This is a genomic window from Bradyrhizobium sp. SZCCHNS3052 (assembly GCF_032484495.1).
Classification (GTDB): Bacteria; Pseudomonadota; Alphaproteobacteria; order Rhizobiales; family Xanthobacteraceae; genus Bradyrhizobium.
The window spans coordinates 41,594-57,995 of the sequence record NZ_JAUETB010000005.1 but is presented as its reverse complement, the minus strand read 5'-3'; the positions used below and the strand labels follow the sequence as shown (position 1 = coordinate 57,995).

At 66.2% G+C, this 16,402-nt stretch carries 14 protein-coding genes, 1 pseudogene and 1 riboswitch; of the genes and pseudogenes, 7 read left to right on the top strand and 8 right to left on the bottom strand.

Annotation, left to right across the window (positions count from 1 at the left end; translation table 11 throughout):
* Positions 1-43 precede the first annotated feature (43 nt).
* The 3 genes from QX073_RS18220 to QX073_RS18210 all read right to left on the bottom strand — a co-directional run bounded on the left by QX073_RS18220 (position 44) and on the right by QX073_RS18210 (position 4,483).
* Positions 44-622 (bottom strand): hypothetical protein, encoded by a 579-nt coding sequence (locus QX073_RS18220; protein ID WP_316226132.1) that lies wholly within the window; start codon positions 620-622, stop codon positions 44-46.
* Between the two features lie 75 nt (positions 623-697).
* Complete coding sequence (locus tag QX073_RS18215) at positions 698-2,773, bottom strand: TonB-dependent receptor plug domain-containing protein (RefSeq protein ID WP_316226131.1); 2,076 nt, start codon at positions 2,771-2,773, stop codon at positions 698-700.
* A gap of 95 nt (positions 2,774-2,868) precedes the next feature.
* A riboswitch (cobalamin riboswitch) is annotated at positions 2,869-3,087 on the bottom strand.
* A 283-nt stretch (positions 3,088-3,370) separates the two neighbouring features.
* Positions 3,371-4,483, bottom strand: a complete 1,113-nt coding sequence (locus tag QX073_RS18210) for a DUF2336 domain-containing protein (RefSeq protein ID WP_315752746.1) — start codon at positions 4,481-4,483, stop codon at positions 3,371-3,373.
* Positions 4,484-5,025: 542 nt separating this feature from the next.
* On the opposite strand from QX073_RS18210, the gene QX073_RS18205 reads away from it, so the two are divergent.
* On the top strand, positions 5,026-5,883 hold the full coding sequence (locus tag QX073_RS18205) for an SDR family oxidoreductase (RefSeq protein WP_316192850.1): 858 nt from the start codon (positions 5,026-5,028) through the stop codon (positions 5,881-5,883).
* Positions 5,883-6,185 (top strand): hypothetical protein, encoded by a 303-nt coding sequence (locus tag QX073_RS18200; RefSeq protein ID WP_315825236.1) that lies wholly within the window; start codon positions 5,883-5,885, stop codon positions 6,183-6,185. Before QX073_RS18205 ends, QX073_RS18200 begins: the two co-directional genes overlap by 1 nt.
* 31 nt (positions 6,186-6,216) lie before the next feature.
* Here the strand turns inward: QX073_RS18200 and QX073_RS18195 are convergent, their stop codons facing one another.
* Positions 6,217-6,858 (bottom strand): response regulator transcription factor, encoded by a 642-nt coding sequence (locus QX073_RS18195; RefSeq protein ID WP_315713335.1) that lies wholly within the window; start codon positions 6,856-6,858, stop codon positions 6,217-6,219.
* Complete coding sequence (locus QX073_RS18190) at positions 6,855-8,252, bottom strand: HAMP domain-containing sensor histidine kinase (protein WP_316226214.1); 1,398 nt, start codon at positions 8,250-8,252, stop codon at positions 6,855-6,857. The genes QX073_RS18195 and QX073_RS18190 overlap by 4 nt, the downstream gene beginning before the upstream one ends.
* A 189-nt stretch (positions 8,253-8,441) precedes the next feature.
* Here QX073_RS18190 and QX073_RS18185 point away from each other — a divergent pair, with 189 nt between their 5' ends.
* From QX073_RS18185 to QX073_RS18175, 3 genes are all read left to right on the top strand, one after another.
* Entirely contained in the window at positions 8,442-9,374 is a 933-nt protein-coding gene (locus tag QX073_RS18185) for a DUF2380 domain-containing protein (protein ID WP_316226130.1), read from the top strand.
* A gap of 191 nt (positions 9,375-9,565) precedes the next feature.
* Complete coding sequence (locus tag QX073_RS18180) at positions 9,566-11,275, top strand: sulfatase-like hydrolase/transferase (RefSeq protein ID WP_315769085.1); 1,710 nt, start codon at positions 9,566-9,568, stop codon at positions 11,273-11,275.
* A gap of 126 nt (positions 11,276-11,401) precedes the next feature.
* On the top strand, positions 11,402-11,797 hold the full coding sequence (locus QX073_RS18175) for a rhodanese-like domain-containing protein (protein WP_315713332.1): 396 nt from the start codon (positions 11,402-11,404) through the stop codon (positions 11,795-11,797).
* A gap of 86 nt (positions 11,798-11,883) precedes the next feature.
* On the opposite strand, the gene QX073_RS18170 is transcribed toward QX073_RS18175, so the two are convergent.
* Complete coding sequence (locus tag QX073_RS18170; RefSeq protein WP_315769082.1) at positions 11,884-12,762, bottom strand: LysR family transcriptional regulator; 879 nt, start codon at positions 12,760-12,762, stop codon at positions 11,884-11,886.
* An 80-nt stretch (positions 12,763-12,842) separates the two neighbouring features.
* Between QX073_RS18170 and QX073_RS18165 the strand changes: the two genes are divergently transcribed.
* Both QX073_RS18165 and QX073_RS34425 read left to right on the top strand, forming a co-directional pair.
* Positions 12,843-13,553: a glutamine amidotransferase-related protein gene (locus QX073_RS18165; RefSeq protein WP_316174226.1), complete on the top strand. Its 711-nt coding sequence runs from the start codon at positions 12,843-12,845 to the stop codon at positions 13,551-13,553.
* Positions 13,554-13,667: 114 nt separating this feature from the next.
* Positions 13,668-13,910: pseudogene (locus QX073_RS34425) on the top strand (transposase); the annotation flags it as partial.
* Positions 13,911-14,043: 133 nt separating this feature from the next.
* On the opposite strand, the gene QX073_RS18160 reads toward QX073_RS34425, so the two are convergent.
* Both QX073_RS18160 and QX073_RS18155 read right to left on the bottom strand, forming a co-directional pair.
* Positions 14,044-15,600: an ABC transporter permease/substrate-binding protein gene (locus QX073_RS18160; protein WP_316226129.1), complete on the bottom strand. Its 1,557-nt coding sequence runs from the start codon at positions 15,598-15,600 to the stop codon at positions 14,044-14,046.
* The gene (locus QX073_RS18155; RefSeq protein WP_316226213.1) at positions 15,597-16,391 is read right to left on the bottom strand and encodes an ATP-binding cassette domain-containing protein; all 795 of its coding nucleotides are present in this window, start codon (positions 16,389-16,391) and stop codon (positions 15,597-15,599) included. The genes QX073_RS18160 and QX073_RS18155 overlap by 4 nt, the downstream gene beginning before the upstream one ends.
* Positions 16,392-16,402: the final 11 nt, after the last annotated feature.

The window sequence follows — 16,402 nt, the reverse complement described above, 5'->3', positions numbered from 1 at the left end:
CCCGCCGTTTTTGTTTGGGGTCGTTGAAGGTCCGCCGGCGCGTTCAGGACGCCGCGCGGCGCGACGCCACCGGCGTCAGCAGGCGGACGATCTCGCTGACGGCGACGAGGCCGACGAGCCAGGCGGCGCTGGTCAGGCCGAGGCGGGCGACGATCGGGAGCGCGAAGCTCGCGGCGCCGCCGAGTGCGGGCGTGGCGGCCAGCAGCACCAGCTCATAGGCGGCGTAGGCACTGGGGAGCGCGACGGCAAGCGCGACCGTCGCTGGTGCTGTGCGCAAGGTCGCCAGGGCCATGCGGGCCACAACGGTGGCGCTGAGCGCCGCCACGCCGATCATGGCGCCCCAGGCCAGCGTGTTGGCATCGACCGGATAGTGCAGCGCGCCGAAGCCGATGCCCTGGTTGACCAGCCAGGCGCCGAGCATCACCGGCAGCGCCGCGCGCAGCGGCAGCATGGCGGCGGCGATCACGGCGAAGGCCGCAAACGGCGTCGCGCAGGCGAACACAAGGCTCGCCAGCGCGCAGGCCCCTGTCAGCAGCGCGAAGCAGAACGCAGCGGCGTGCCGTTGCGGAACGGGCGCGAGGCGAGCCTCGGTACCAGACCGGTCGAGGACGTCGAGAGTCATGGAACATCTCCTTCTGTTGCGATTGTAGTCCATTTCGGCAGCTTCTGTCAGCCGCCGGGAGGTTGGTCGGCAGCGTCACTGCACGCCGAAGCTCGCCACCCGGATGCCGCCGAACACGCCGAAGCCCGGCGCGAGGAATCCGGTCGGGTTCTGGTAGTGATGGTTGAAGAGGTTGTCGATCCGGCCGAACAGCTTGACCTGGTCGGACAGCGCGTAGTCGCTGCGCAGGTTGACGACCGTATAGCCGGGCGCGACGAGGCCGGTGGTCATGCCGTCGCGGCTGACGTCGAGCCAGTCGCCGATGTGCAGCAGCGTCGCTGACAGCGTCAGCGCATCGATCGGCGCCCATGTCGCGGTGGCGCTCCATTTCTCCTTCGGCCGCCGCAACAGCTGCAGGCCGGTGGCCGCATCGACCGCGCGGGTGAACGTGTAGTCCGCACGCAGCGAGATCCGGTCGGTGAGATCAGCGGTCACGAAGCTCTCGGTGCCCTCGGTCGTCGCGAGGCCGACATTGGCGTAGGAGGTGAAGGTCGCGTTGAAATTGATCAAGTCGGTGATGCTGTTGTGGAAGTAGGTCGCGCCGAAGCGGAGACGATCGTCGAACAGCGGCTGCTCGAAGCCGGCGTCGTAGCCGGTGCTCTGCTCCGGCCGGAGGTTGGGATTGGCGAAGAAGTTGAACGCCGGAAAATCCTGGTGCAACTGGCTCAGGGTCGGCGCCTTGAAGCCGGTGCCGTAGCTCGCCTTCAGCTTGGTCTCGGTCACCGGCAGGATCACCGCCGGCGCGATCCGGTAGGTGCCATGGCCGCCGAACTGGTCGTTGACGTCGTTGCGCAGGCTCGCCACCAAGAACCAGCGCTTCACGAACTCGGTCTGCAGCTCGACGAAGCCGGCCTTGTTGCCATTCTCGGCCGAGAGGTCGGCGGTCTTCAGCCGCTCGGTCTGCTGCTCCAGGCCGACGACGAGATTGTTATGCGGCGCCAGCTCGGTCACCGCGTGCCAGTCATACTTGATGCGCTCGCCGGTCGCGACCGCCGCCACCGGATTGCCAGCCGTCAGATCGGACGACCGGTTGTTCACATAGTTGGCGCCGAAGTAGTTCCGGATGCGGCCGCCGAGCAGCGACCACACGGCTTCCTGGCGTGTTGCAAGCTGGTGGACGGTGTGGTTGCTCTGGGCCGCGTCGGGAAAGCTCGGAAAGCCGCTGTCGCCGGTGAACAGCAGCGTCGCGTCGGTGTATCGAATCACCGAGTTCAGCGTCCAGGCCTCGTTGAGGTCGACGCCCAGCTTGGCCGAGGCGGTGACGTTGTCGTAGGCATTGCCGATGGCCTTCTGCCCCGCAGGCAGCAGCTGCCACGGGGTCACCGGAACGTCGCCGGCGTGCAGATGCGCGACATTGATCGCGTAGTTGATATTGTTTTGTGAGCCGCTGACGCCGGCTGACTGGTTGAAGGTCTTGAACGAGCCGCTCTCGACCGAGGCGGTCGCGCGCGCCGGGCCCTCGCCCTTGCGCGTGATCACCGAGATCACCCCGCCGATCGCATCCGAGCCGTAGAGCCCGCTCTGCGGCCCGCGCAGCACCTCGAACTGCTGGATGTCGGCGGCGAGCAGATGCGCGAAATCGAACGCGCCATTGCCGTTGGTGACATCGCCGACGTCGATGCCGTCGATGAAGAGCTTGGTGTGATTGGCGTTGGTGCCGCGCATGAAGACGTTGGTCTGGCCGCCCGGGCCGCCGGCCTGCACCACGTTCAATCCGGGGATCGTGCTCAGGATGTCCGGCACCGTGCGGGCCTGCTGCCCGGCGATGTCCTTGTCGGTCATCACGGTGATCGCATTCGCGACGTGGGCGACTGGCGTGACGACACCGGTCGGGCTGACGGCGACGGGGGGGCTGGCCGGCGCGGCCGGCTTTGCCGCCGGCACCTGCTGATGCGCGGCGTTGCCGGTTCTGCGGGGGATGGCTGGTTTCTGAGCGATCGGCTCGCGCGGCGGGTCGACCTCAACCGGGGGCAGAAGGTCGGGGGAGGCGGATTGCTGCGCTGCTGTGGACGAGGGGCCGAGCAGGGCGAATGACGAGAGGACGCAGAACGACGACAGAAGGGCGCGACTGCGCCTGGCATGGGGAACGGGAGACACGAGGAACCTCGGCATGACGTCAGTGGCACGTCACCGCGAACGAGGTCTCATGCAGGCCTTCGCAGGCTTGCCTGAAAACGATGCCAATAACGCCCCGACCGGCATCCTCGCGTGTGACCACGGCTGACGGCAGGTCTCCTGGCTCGCGGGTCATCACCTCCACGTCGCCTTCCCGGGACCGAGATTTCCCAGTGGCCTTTGACGCGAGATTCGCCGCTTACAGTTGCGGGGGCAGCTGCGGCCTTCAGTCACGTCCCTTGCGAGACGCATCCGGCACCGCATTCCCTTTTGAGCCCCGGTCGAGGGGCACCGTCGCGATCACCGTAGGAGTGCGGGCGCACCAAAGTCAATCCGGCGCCCGGCGATCTCCTGGCGATAACGCTGGCCGGTCGGCTTGGTGATGCCCGGCCGCCTGCGACAGCCATAGCCGTCGTCCCTGCGTTCGCAGTGACCCATAGCCACCGGCGGTCGTGTGGCGAAGGACGACGATCAAGACATTTTCCGCCAATTCACATCACGCGGTATGGGTCCCTGCGTTCGCAGGGACGACAGCGGAGTATGAGAAGGCTCGAGAGTCGTTGCTGATGAGGATCGCGTCTTGTGAGCGCCCGCTCACTTCTCGACCTTGTTGTGCACCATCCAGAATCGCAGCGTGCGCTGGGCGGTGTCGAGCGACAGGCGGCCGTAGTCGCGTTCCGCGAGCTTGAGCGTGTCGCTGTCGATGGCGTGCTTGATTGGCCGGTGGGTCAGGATTTTCGCCACCACCGACCAGGCCAGCCCGGCGGCACGGCAAGGGATCAGCACGATGTCGGTGCGCGGGCCTTCGAGCACCTTGGCCATCATCTCGGTCGGGACGTTGTTGAGCAGGCCGAGTGCGGCGGAAACCTCGCCGAAGCGGCGGGTCTCGGCGAAGAAGGCGATGGCGGCATCGTTGAGCTCGTTCAGCCCCTTCATGCGCTTGACGGCCTCTTCGGCCAGCGTGAAGTCGCGCCCGACCAGGCCGCCGTCGCTGCGCGCAACGTCGGCGATCGCCTTGAGGATCTTCTTGATCTCCTGTTGCAACGCCGGCGGCGCCGAGGCCATCAGCCTGGCGCGCACGGCTTCGGTCGCGCGGCGCAGGAGGTCGCGCAGGTGCTTGGTGGGCAGGTCGACGCGCAGCCCGATGATCTCGGACAATTCGTCGTCGTCCTCGGCATGCGCCATCATCCCGGAATAGCCGGACTCGGAGAAGCGCGCGGTCTGGTTGTTGGCGAGCTTGCGGATCACCCGGCGCTCGCCGCGGTCGACGATGATGTCGGTCACCGCCTCGGTCAGATGCGGACGGCTGGAGATCGCCATCAGGTGATCCTGGCCCTTGGTCGCCGCGACCTCCACCAGCGTATGCTCGGTGAGCCGGCTCGAGTGCATCAGCACGTTCTCGGCCACCGAGATCTCGTCGTCGCGGGCGAGCTGCTGGATCAATTCGACGGGCGCGTAGTCGACCGGCGCGAGATGCTTGCTGAGCTCGGCTCGCGCGCGGGTCTCGACCCGCGAGACCAGCATGCACAGCACGTTGTCGAATACCTTGATCTGGTCCTCGCTGAGGCGTTCGCCGTCATGCAGGAACAGGTTGGTGACCTGGCGCAGCGTGTTGACGCGCTTCGCCGAGGTGCCGCTGCGGACGGCCTCTTCGAGTTCGGTGATGATGGAGTCTTCTGAAGGCGGAAGCTGTTCTGGCTGTGACACGATCGCGCTCGTTTGTCCGGATTGCCGGAGCGACAGCAACGCGATTGTGATCCGCTGCAAGGCTTTCGGCCGGAGCAGTTTTCGGCACGGGCGATAACAATGCGTTAGGGGCCGAAGGCGTAGTACTCCGGAGAAACACGGATACGGAAAATTAAGACGATACATATAGGGGGGATGACGGGCTGGAGCCCGGTCTTCCGGAGATTCGCCGGACAGGCGATGGAATGAGGTGCGAACACCTCCCCGCAGACGCGGCGACGACAGGCCAGCGAAGCGGAAAGGTTAATGATCTCATAAGGTCACAAACCTTCCTTCATCCAACTTGCTCGCTGCCCTCGATCTCACGTCAGCTGTCATCCTCCCAAGCCTTGAAACTTAAATCCCATTCTTGCCGCGGCCATTTTGCCGACGCGCCGTGCGATGCGTGGCGTCACCCGATGTTCCGGGGCAGGCTCGGCGGGCGATGACCTCGCGCGAAAAATCAGCGCCAGCATCCTGCCGCATCTCGTGCGATAATCGCCGCGCAAATCGTTGAGGTCACCATGAAATCCGTCGTCATCACCGGCGCATCCACCGGCATCGGGTTCGCCTGTTCGAAGCTCCTGCTCGCGCGCGGCTTTCGCGTGTTCGGCAGCGTTCGCAAGCAGGCCGACGCAGACCGTCTGCGCGGCGAGCTCGGCGCCAACTTCATGCCGCTGCTGTTCGACGTGACCGACGAGGCGGCGGTGAAGGCGGCCGCCGGCGAGGTGCGAGCGGCGCTCAAGGGCGAGACGCTCGCCGGTCTCGTCAACAATGCCGGCATCGCCGTCGCCGGTCCCGTGACGGAGCTGCCGATCGCGCAGTTCCGCCATCAGATGGAGGTCAACGTCATCGGCCCGGTCATCGCGACCCAGGCGTTCGCGCCGCTGCTCGGGGCCGATCCAGCCATGACGGGAGAGCGCGGCCGGATCGTGATGATCAGCTCAGTCGCGGGCCGCAACGGCAACCCGCTGATGGCGCCCTATTCGACCTCCAAGCATGCGGTCGAAGGGCTGTCCGAGAGCCTGCGCCGTGAGCTGATGCTGTTCGGGATCGACGTCATCGTCATCGCGCCGGGCGCGGTGAAGACGCCGATCTGGGCCAAGGCCGACGAAGTCGACCTGTCGCCGTATCAGGCCTCGCCGTTCTTCCCGGCGCTGCAGAAGATCCGCGCCTTCATGCTGCATCTCGGCCAGTCCGGGCTGCCGGCCGAGACCATCGCCGCGCGGGTGGCCGACGCCTTGACCTTGCCGGCGCCCAAGGTGCGCTACGAGATCGCGCCCGATGCCATGAGGCAATGGATCGTGCGGGTGCTTCCGAAACGGACCGTCGATCGCATCATCGCCAAGCGGCTCGGCCTGATGCCCGCGATCAGGCCCTGATGCCGGCGATGACGACCATCGGCAAGACCCAGGCGGAGCTGACCCGCCTGGTCGAGGAGGAACTTCGCGCGCAGCCGGGCTGCGAGACGGCACGCGTGCCGGCCGTTCATGCGCTCGACGTGCGCAGCGGCCGCAACTGGGAGATCCCGCACGTCGTTCTCGGCGACAGCCTGATCAGCGACGTCGACCGCGCCGTGATGAGCGTGCAGCGCCGGCTCGGGCGCGCATTTCACCTGATCGACGATCCGGTCACGGCGCCGGAAGCGGCAGCGACGCCGCAGGGCAACGCTGGCGACTCCTGACAATCCTGGCGGGGATGTAAGCCCTGCGGGCTCAGGTCAGCAGGCCCTGCCGCAGCGCCAGCCGCACCAGCTCGATGTCGCTGGCCACGCCGAGCTTGTCCTTGATCAGCGAGTGCAGGTTGGCGACCGTCTTCGGGCTGAGATGCAACGCTGACGCGATCTCGTCGGTGGTGCGTTCGGCGAGCAGCATCTGCATCACCTCGAACTCGCGCGCGGACAGGACGTCGGCGGCCGCGCGCTCGCCGGCGAGGCGGCTGAGCGCGAGCTCGTGATCGATGTCGGGGCTGATCGCGATGCGGCCCGCGAGGACGTCCATGACGGCGCGCACGAGCGTCTCCGGCGGGCTGCTCTTGGTGACATAGCCGCGGGCGCCGGCGCGGATCGCCTGCACCGCGAAGCCGGCATTCTCATGCATGGTGAAGACGAGGATGCGCGCGCCGCGATCCCATTGCCGGATGCGGCGGATGCCCTCGATGCCGCCGACGCCCGGCATGGTCAGGTCCATGATGACGAGATCGGGCCTGACCTCCTTGAACAGCCGGTAGGCTTCGGCGCCATCGGCGGCTTCGGCGACCACGCGCAGCCCCGGCTGCTTCTGCAGCATCGACCTGTAGCCCTCGCGGACCACGGCATGGTCGTCGACCAGCAGGATGGTGCCGGCGGGGGTCGTCATGCCGCACATGCCGTTTCCGGCTGGGTCGGCGCAGGCGAGAGGGCCGGGACCGGAATCTCGACGTGGAGGCGCGCGCCGCCGGAGGTGGCGGCGAAGCTCATCTGGCCTCCCATGGAGGCGACGCGCTCGCCCATGCCGAGCAGGCCCATGCCCGGCTTGTCGGGAGCTTCGCCGAGAAGACCGTCGTCTTCGACGGTGAGCAGGGTCGCGCTGACCGGCCCCTCCTGAAGCGTCAACTGCAACCGCACCCGCGTCGCGTCGGCGTGTTTGACGGCATTGGTGAGCGCCTCCTGCGCGATGCGGTAGATATTGGTGGCGATGATGCCCGGCAGTCGGTCGACGTCGCCCGACAGGTTGATCTCGAAAACGGTGCGGCCGTGCTGGCGCCTGTTCCAGCCGGCGACGAGGCCCTCCAGGCTGCCGGCGAGGCCGAGCTCGTCGACGTCCGGCGGGCGCAGCCGCATCAGCGCGCCGCGCAATTGCTCCATCATGTCGCTCGCGGTGCGCGCGATGCCGTCGCATTCGCCGACCAGAGCGGGGCAATCCTGCGCCGCGCTGTGACGGATCGATGCCGCGAGCGCCCGGATCGCCGCCAGCGACTGGCCGAATTCGTCATGCAGCTCGCGCGCCAGGTGGCGGCGCTCGTCGTCCTCCAAGGCGATCAGGCGCCGGGTCAATTCGCCGCGCTGGGCCAGCGCCGTCTCCAGCCCCTCGGCGAGCTGGTTGAAGGCAGCGCGGATCGCCGAGAGCTCGGCGAGGTCGAACGGCGGCAGCCGCGCCGACAGATCGTTGGCGGCGATCCGCTCCAGCCCGGCGCGGATCAGCCGGGTGGGGCGCAGTGCGCGGGCCAGCGCGGCGTAGGCCAGCGCGCACAGCAGCACCAGCGCCGTCCCGAGCACCGGCAGCAGCCGGCTGAGCTCGCGCCAGGCGTCCGCGGTCATGACGCCGGCGTCGATCCAGACGACGGCATCGCCGGTCGTTTCGTCGCGAAACCTGACCGGCCGTGCTGCTTCGCGGCCCGGATCGAACAGCAGCCGATACGGCATCGCGAAGGCGCGGGGCGGTTCGTCCGTCTGCGCCTCGGCGCCGCCGCAGATCCGCTGCACGATCGCGCCGTCGCCGCCGCGATAGGCGATGCACAGGCCCGGTCGCATCGCCGCCGCCGCGACCGCATCGAGGTCGGGAAAGCCGGCCGGCGGACTGTTGACCCAATGCATCTTGCTTTGCTGCAATTGCAGCGTCCGGGCCGTGATCTCGGCGATCCGCTCATTGCGCGCATGCACCGAGCGGTCGATGTCGAACAGCACATAGGCGCAGATCGCCGTGAAGCAGAGCGCCGAGACCACCGAGATCCGCAGGGTCAGGCGGTATTTGAGGTCGTAGCGGGTCCACATCTTCGGTGTGTCCATGACAGCCCAGCCGGCCGGCATTTAACGGCAGAACCGTCCGGGCCAAAAGCGCCGCGGCCCGGTGGACGGTGCGGTCGTGAAATTTTCCCGTGCCGCGCCGGGACCGTGGCCGCTGCGGCGATGGCACGGCAGCGTCTAGCTTCCGACCGCCAGACATCGTTGCAGGGGGATCCCATGTCGAACCGTCGCGTCGTCCGTTGTCTCGTTCTCGCGCTTGCTTTCGCGGCCGGCCCGGTCCGCGCCGCCTCCGGCGATGTCCCGGCCGTGCTGGTCGACGATTTCAGCTATCTCGACACGTCCGGCGAGCCGGTCGATCAGACCGCCGCGCATCAGCGGCGGCTGGATGCGTTCATCGCCGCGCTCCGCCGCGATGTCGCCGCCGACGCGCGGCTGCGGCCGGTCAGCCCGTCCTGCGCACCGTCCTGTCCGACCGATGCGTCCCCGGAGGCCCGGCTGCAGATGGCGGCCGCGGCCGGTGCCACCGTCGTGATCACCGGCGGAGTCCAGAAGCTCTCCACCCTGGTGCAGTGGGCGCGCGCATCGGCCATCGACGTCGCCTCCCATCGGGTCCTGTTCGACAAGATATTCACCTTCCGCGGCGACAGTGACGAGGCTTGGCAGCGCGCCGAGATGTTCGTCTCGCGCCAGGTCCGTGACGCACTGGCGCCGCCGGAGCCGATCCGGCTGGCGCTGCTGCCGTTCGAGCTCGACGACACCAGCGCGGGCGCCGCGCTCGGCGAGACCGAATCCGACCAGAAGGGGCTGCAGGAGACGACCGACGCGGTGCGGCAGCTGCTGGCACAGTCCGGGCGCTATCGCCTGGTGGACGCGGCCGGCGAGATCAAGCCGGGGCAGCCGGTGCGCGAGTGCGACGATTGCGAGGCGCGGGTGGCCCGCGCGCTCGGCGCCCAGCAATCGCTGCTCGGCATCGTGAGGCGGATCGGCCGCACCGAATACATCATCGGCTTTCGTGTCCGCCAGGCCGACAGTGGCGCGCTCGTCGTCGCCGGCGATAGCGGATTGCGCCTCGGCGCCAATTATTCCTGGAGCCGCGGCGCGGTGCGCCTGGTGCGCGAGCGGCTGCTCGAGACCGGCGCCCAGAATTGAAAAAGGGCGAGGATCGGTACGCGAGGACGGCAGTGATGCCACCTCTCGTCGCGGCGTGAGACGACACGCCGCCCTCCGTGCAAATCCGGGCTGTTGTGATTTGTGACGATTTCATTACGGTCGGATGACAGGATAGCCTTCCTTGATCTGTCGGCATACGCCGGCGAAGGGCGCCTGCTTTCGATCGCCTGATGTCACTGACCCCGAACGACCAACCGATCACCACGCTCGCCGCGGCGAGCGCAACGCGCTCCGCGGCGGTCCGGCTGTCCGCCGTCGCCGCGCCGCATGTCGCGGCGCTGGCCCTGATGCTGCACACCGAGACCGATTTCGGCTCGCGGCTCGGCTTCGTGCTGGCCTGGGGCATCCTGAACGGCTTCTGGCTGGTGCTGCTGCGGCGGCCTGCGGTGTCCGGCGCGCTGGCGCTGACCATGGTCGTGGTGCTGGTGCTGCTGTCGCAGCTCAAGCACGCCGTGGTCCAGATGACGGCGAACTTCGTCGACGTGATGCTGATCGACCACGACAGCGCGGCGTTCCTGTTCACGATCTTCCCGAACCTGAAGCTGTCGGTGCTGGTGGCGGCCGCCGTCGTGCTGCCGCTGATGGGGCTGCTGTGGTGGGCCGACCCGTTCCGGGTCGCGCGGCTGCCGGCGCTGGCCGGCAAGCTCGCCTGCCTTGCTGCGCTCACGTTGTATTCGCTCAACTGGCGCGACGAGACCTGGCGTGGCTATTATGACGACGGCTATCTGTCGAAATTCGCCCGCTCCGGCGTCACGGCGGTGTCGGACTTCCTCGCCAACGGCTTCATGGAATCCGACGCCACCGCTGATCGAAGTCTGGCTGCCTTTGTCCCGGATTCCTGTCATCCGGCCGCGCGCCGGCCGAACATCGTGCTGATCCACGACGAATCCAGCTTCGACATCCGCTCGGCGCCAGGCATCAAGGTACCAGCGGGCTATGGCAGCCATTTCAAGTCGTTCGACGGCAAGGCGCGGCAGTTCATGGCCGAGAGCAATGGCGGGCCGAGCTGGTTCACCGAGTACAACGTGCTCGCCGGCCTGTCGTCGCGCTCGTTCGGCCGCTTCGCCTATTTCGTGACGCGGATCGCGTCCGGCCGGGTCGAGCGCGGCCTGCCGCTGGCGCTGCGCAATTGCGGCTACGACACGGTGTCGCTGTATCCCGCGCAGGGCGCCTTCATGAGCGCGCGCAGCTTCCAGACCACGGTCGGCGTCGACCGCTTCCTCGACGCGCGCGATCTCGGCGCCAAGGGCGTCGAGCCCGACGGCTTCTTCTACGATGCCGCGCTCGATCTGATGCAGCACCGGCCGCGCGGAAAGCCGCTGTTCATGTTCGTCTATCTCGCCGCCAACCATTTCCCGTGGGAGACGACGTTCCGGCCCGACCTGACGCCATCCTGGCGCGCGCCCGGCAACGTGCCTTCGATCGATGAGTATCTGCGCCGCCAGGCGATGAGCGCGACGGACTATCAGCGCTTCCTCGCCAGCCTGAAGAAGCGCTTCGGCGACCAGCCGTTCCTGATCGTGCGCTACGGCGATCACCAGCCGGAGTTCTCGCCGCACATTCTCGATCCCAAACTCGACGAGGCCGGCATCGGCGAGAAGCTCGAAAGCTATGATCCGCGCTATTATCAGACCTATTACGCCGTCGATGCCGTCAATTTCGAGCCGCGCCAGAGCGCGGTCGTGATGGACCGGATCGACGCCGCCTATCTGCCGCTGGTCACCTTGGAGGCGGCCGGCATTCCGCTCGATCCGTCCTTCGCCGAGCAGAAGGACATCATGCTCCGCTGCAAGGGCGTGTTCTACGCCTGCGGCGACGGCGCCGAGGCGCGCCGGTTCAACCGCATGCTGATCGACGCCGAGCTGATCCGGGGGCTCTAGACTCTCACCGCCCGCGACGGGTCGGTGGCTTCACGGGATTGCGATCGATCCGTCATTCCATGGGAGGATTGTCGGGACGGCCGCGTTGGGCTACCCCGTGCGCTCCGTGTAAGCGAGAGGTTCGACATGTCCACATCCGTCAAGGAACTGATGGCCGCCGCCAACGCGGTGGTCCCCAAGATCACGCCGGCCGAGGCGCAGGCGATGATCGGCAAGGGCAACACGCTCGTCCTCGACGTGCGCGATGCGCCGGAGGTCGAGAAGAGCGGCAAGATCGAAGGCGCGCACCACGTCTCGCGCGGCATGCTCGAATTTCGCGCCGATCCGGACTCGCCCTATCACGACAAGAATTTTAGCAAAGACAAGAGCGTCATTCTGTACTGCGCCTCCGGCGGCCGTGCCGCGCTGGCGGGCAAGGCGCTGAAAGACCTCGGCTACGACAAGGTGTTCAACGTGGGCGGCTTCAAGGACTGGGCCGACAATGGCGGCGCGGTGGAGAAGCCGATCGAACCGGGGATGTAAGCGTAAACTGCTCACTAGGGTCAGGACCCATTTAACCGACAGAACGCTCGGGCGAGCGGCTCAATCCCACAGGGAGATGGCCGGCTTCAACCTTTCGTATTCGAAAGCATGGCCTTCAATCTCTCTGCCGCCGGCACTTTGGGAGCGCCACTTCTCGTGATCGCAAAGACTTGACGCCTACGACGCGGTTTAATGGAAATCTGTGCAATGGCCCTGCTATCGGCGGGAATGGCGAGCTGTGGCATGATGGTTATGCCGATATCTTGGCTGACCATGTTTACGAGCGCTTCGGCATCTCGCACCCGCAGCACAATCGGCGGATTGATCTTAGCTTGATCGAATATTTGACGAATGGCGGGCTCGCAGCCGGACGCGGACATCAAAAATGGCTCGTCGGCCGCATCTGTCAGGCTAATTTGCCCCCGGCTGGCAAGACGATGGTCTGATGCGACGACGACAACAAATTCATCCTCCATGATGACGATGGGCTGCACCGCCGGCGTCGTCTCTCCCGTCAGGCCGAGATCAATGATGTCTTTCTCAACCCATTCGCAAACTTCCGCATCGGTCCCCTCGATCAGACTGACCGTGATGCGTGGGTACATCCTTTTGAACTCCGCGAGTCGAGCCGGCAGAAGCCGCGCTGCAACGCTCGATACACTGCCGATGCGTATATGCCCCGCGAGCAATCCATTGACCGCGCTGCAGGTTTGTCGAATGCGTTCGACGGCTTGAAGTGCAGCCCGGGCGTCGGCGAGCACTGCCCGACCAAGTTCGGTGATTCTGATTCCGTCACGATGCCTTATAAGCAGCTGCCCGCCCAATACCGCCTCTAAATGCTTGATGCTTTGGCTGACCCCTGACTGGGTGAGGCCGATCTCTGTGGCTGCAGCCGAGAAGGTGCCGCAATCCACGACGCTGCTGAGCACCCGAAGGTGAGCGAGAGATATATTAGTAATTGTCATATGCAGCTGCTGTCGAAGTAATTTTACATATACATGACCGGCATGCTCTTACAAGGCGGAACTACAGCCGGAGAGCGATCATGTCCGACGCCATAGCGATTGCGCTTGTTGGCGAATTCACCCCTTCCTTCCTGCCTCACACCGCAACCAACGATGCGATTGAGCATGCTCGGCTGACGCTGGAGGGACGAATTACGGCGGAATGGATCTCAACCGTCCAGCTGGAGGCCGGGGCAGCCGAACAGCTTCGGCGTTTTGATGCGATCTGGATTGTTCCCGGGAGCCCATACAAGAGCCTTCTCGGAGCCATCAATGCAATTCGTTACGCGCGCGAGAGCGGCGTTCCGCTCTTGGGGACTTGCGGGGGCTGCCAGCACGTTGTGATCGAATACAGTCGCAATGTCCTGGGCTTCGAAGACGCCGCGCACGCCGAATATGATCCCTACGCCTCCAACCTCTTCATCACACCATTATCGTGCTCGCTCGTGGGGCAGACGATGGAAGTCAAAATCGAGCCGGGCAGCCTCGCAGATGCGATCTACGGGGGGAAGAATCCACGCGAGCAGTACTACTGCAATTTCGGACTGAACCCGGAGCATCAGCAGAAGCTACATGACGCAGGATTGAGAATCATTGGCACGGACGCATCCGGCGAAGCGAGGATTCTGACTATCCCCGCGCATCGCTTCTTCATTGCTACTCTCTATGTACCTCAGCTGACTTCGAGCATCACCCAGCCTCACCCGGTGATCCTTGAGTTTATGAGGGCTGCGATGGAATCTAACCGATGAGGTGCGGTTCTCGCGATGTCGGCAATCCGTTCGACGCAATATCGTAAGGTGCGGCTCTGGTCTCTCCTCTCTTGCCAGAGGCTGAGACTCTGATCGCCGACAAGGGGCTATGACAGCGATGCCTTCCGAGCGGCTCTCGCTAAGCGAGGAATAGAGCCTTGCATTCCGCCGCGGGCTGGGCGCAGATCGCCCCTAACATATTGCAAATCCCTGTATCGGCAGCGTCACAAGGTCGAGAATATGTTCGCCGGACTTAAGGACTGGCGACGTCTCTCCATGCGTTACGACCGCTGCGCTCACACATTCTTCAGCGCCATCTGTATCGCGGCAACTGTTATCTTCTGGCTCGATCAATGAGTCCTGACCCTAGTGCGTGTGGAGGTTGCGCCAACCACCACCGTCATTGCGAGCGAGCCGAAGCAATCCAGAGTCCTCGTGACGCCCTGGATTGCTTCGCTGCGCTCACAATGACGCGGCGAGACTGTGGGGCCTACTTCGACGTCTTGCTCCACAGCCAGCGCGCCACCGCTTGCGGCGAGGACTCCGCGTCACTGCCGGAGGCGCGCAGATTGGCCTGCTGCATGGTCGCGATGTCGATGCGGCCGAGCAGCGGTCGTAACGCATCCTGCAACGCGCGGTCCTCGGTACGCTTCGGCGACAGCAGCAGGATCGCGTCGTAAGGCGGGATCGCCTGCTTGGGATCGTCGAGCACGACGAGATCATATTTCGCGATCAGGCCGTCGCTGGTGTAGCCGGCGATGACGTTGACCTCGCCGGAGGCGGCGGCGGCATACATGAAGTCGGGCTGCATCTGGCGCTGGGCGCGGAAGGCGAGGCCATAGGCGTCGCGCAGGGCCGCCCATTCCGGGCGCGAGAAGAACTCGTAGTCGCCGGCGATCGACATGTCGCTGGCGTGGCGCGCGAGGTCGGCGATCGAGCGGATGCCGAGCGCCTCGGCCGTCTTGCGCGGCATCACCAGCGCGTAGGCATTCTCGAAGCCGAGCTCGCCGAGCAGGGTGACCTTGTCCTTGGCGAGATCCTGCTTCAGCGCATCGAGCAGCGCGGCGCGCGGCAACTGCTCCTTGTGGTGGAACTGGTTGGTCCACAGCGTGCCGGAGTAATCGACGTAGGCGTCGATGTCGCCGTTCTTCAGTGCCTCATAGATCACGCTGGAGCCAAGCCCGGCGCGTGTCGTCGCCGAGAGACCGGCTGCCTGCAGCCGCTCGCTGATCAAGGCCGACAGCACATATTGCTCGGTAAACGTCTTGGCGCCGATCACGTAGCGTGCCGAGCCGCCGGCCAGCGAGGGCAGGAGACTCGCGCCGACCATGAGCGCGATGGTTGCGGTGCCAAGCCCGACACGGGCACGGCTGCGCCTGCGCAGGCCATCCTCGATCAGCGCCAGCAACTGATCGATGGCAAGCGCCAGCACGGCGGCGGCAATGCAGCCGAACACGACCAGCACCCAGTTCTGGGTCTGCAAACCTGCAAAGATGTAGTTGCCGAGCGAGGTCTGGCCGATCGGTGTCGACAAGGTCGCGGTGCCGATCACCCACACCGCAGCGGTGCGGATGCCAGCCATGATCACCGGCAGCGCCAGCGGCAGCTCCACCATCGTCAGCGCCTGGCGCTCGGTCATCCCGACGCCTTTGGCGGCCTCGATCAGGCTTGCGTCGACGCCGTTCAGCCCGGTGATGGTGTTGCGCAGCACCGGCAGCATCGAATACAGCGCCAGCGCCAGCATGGCCGGCAGGAAGCCGAAGGCTGAGAACGAGAGCCCGAACCAGCGCAAGGTGAGTGCCGTCAGCGCCAGGAGCAGCGGATAGAACAGCGCCAGCAGCGCCAGTCCCGGCACCGTCTGCACCACGCTGGCGACGCCGAGCAGCAGATTGCGCAGGGCAGGGCGATTGCGCGCGAGCAGCGCCAGCGGAAAGCTCACGGCAAGGCCGAGCGCCAGCGCGGCGAGGCTCACGCGCAGGTGGCTGCCGAGATAATCCGTGAGATGCGACAGCGCCTCGGTGAAGCGTGGATCGGACAGTGCGCTCATACTGTGCCGCTTTCGGGCAGCAGCGCGGCCAGCCGCGCCGCCTGTCGGCGCGGCGTCGTCATCAGCTCCGTCACGTAGGGGTCGCGGCTGGCCGCGAGCTCGGCCGGCGTGCCGATCTCGATCAGACGTCCGCCGCGCATCACCGCGATGCGGTCGGCGAGCAGCAGCGCCTCGGTGATGTCGTGCGTGATCATGATCGTGGTCAGAGCGAACTGCTCATGCAGGGCGCGGTAGTCGCTGCCGAGCGCATCACGCGTCAGCGGATCGAGCGCGCCGAACGGCTCGTCCATCAGCACGATCTTCGGCCGCGCCGCGAGCGCGCGGGCGACGCCGACGCGCTGGCGCTGGCCGCCCGAGAGCTCGTGCGGCAGCCGGTCGCGATGCGCCTTGCGGTCGAGCCGCACGAGGTCGAGCAGCTCGTCGACACGGGCGGCGATCTCGTTCGCGGGCGTACCCAGCAGCCTGGGGGTGATGCCGATATTGGCGGCAACCATCATGTGCGGAAACAGCGCCCCGTTCTGGAACACGGTGCCAACCCGGCGACGCAGGCTGACAGGATCGAGGCCGGCGATATCCTCGCCGGCAATCCGGATCGCGCCGCCGTCCAGCTCGATCAGGCGGTTGGCCAGCCGCAGCAGTGTGGTCTTGCCCGAGCCGGAGCCGCCCACGATCGCCAGGAATTCACCCTCGGCGATCTCCAGCGAGACGCCGTCGACCGCGGTCACGGCGCCTGCCGGGCCGGGGAAACTCTTGCGGACGTTGGTGTAGACGATGAACGGCGTGCGCGGCATGCGGCCTTGCG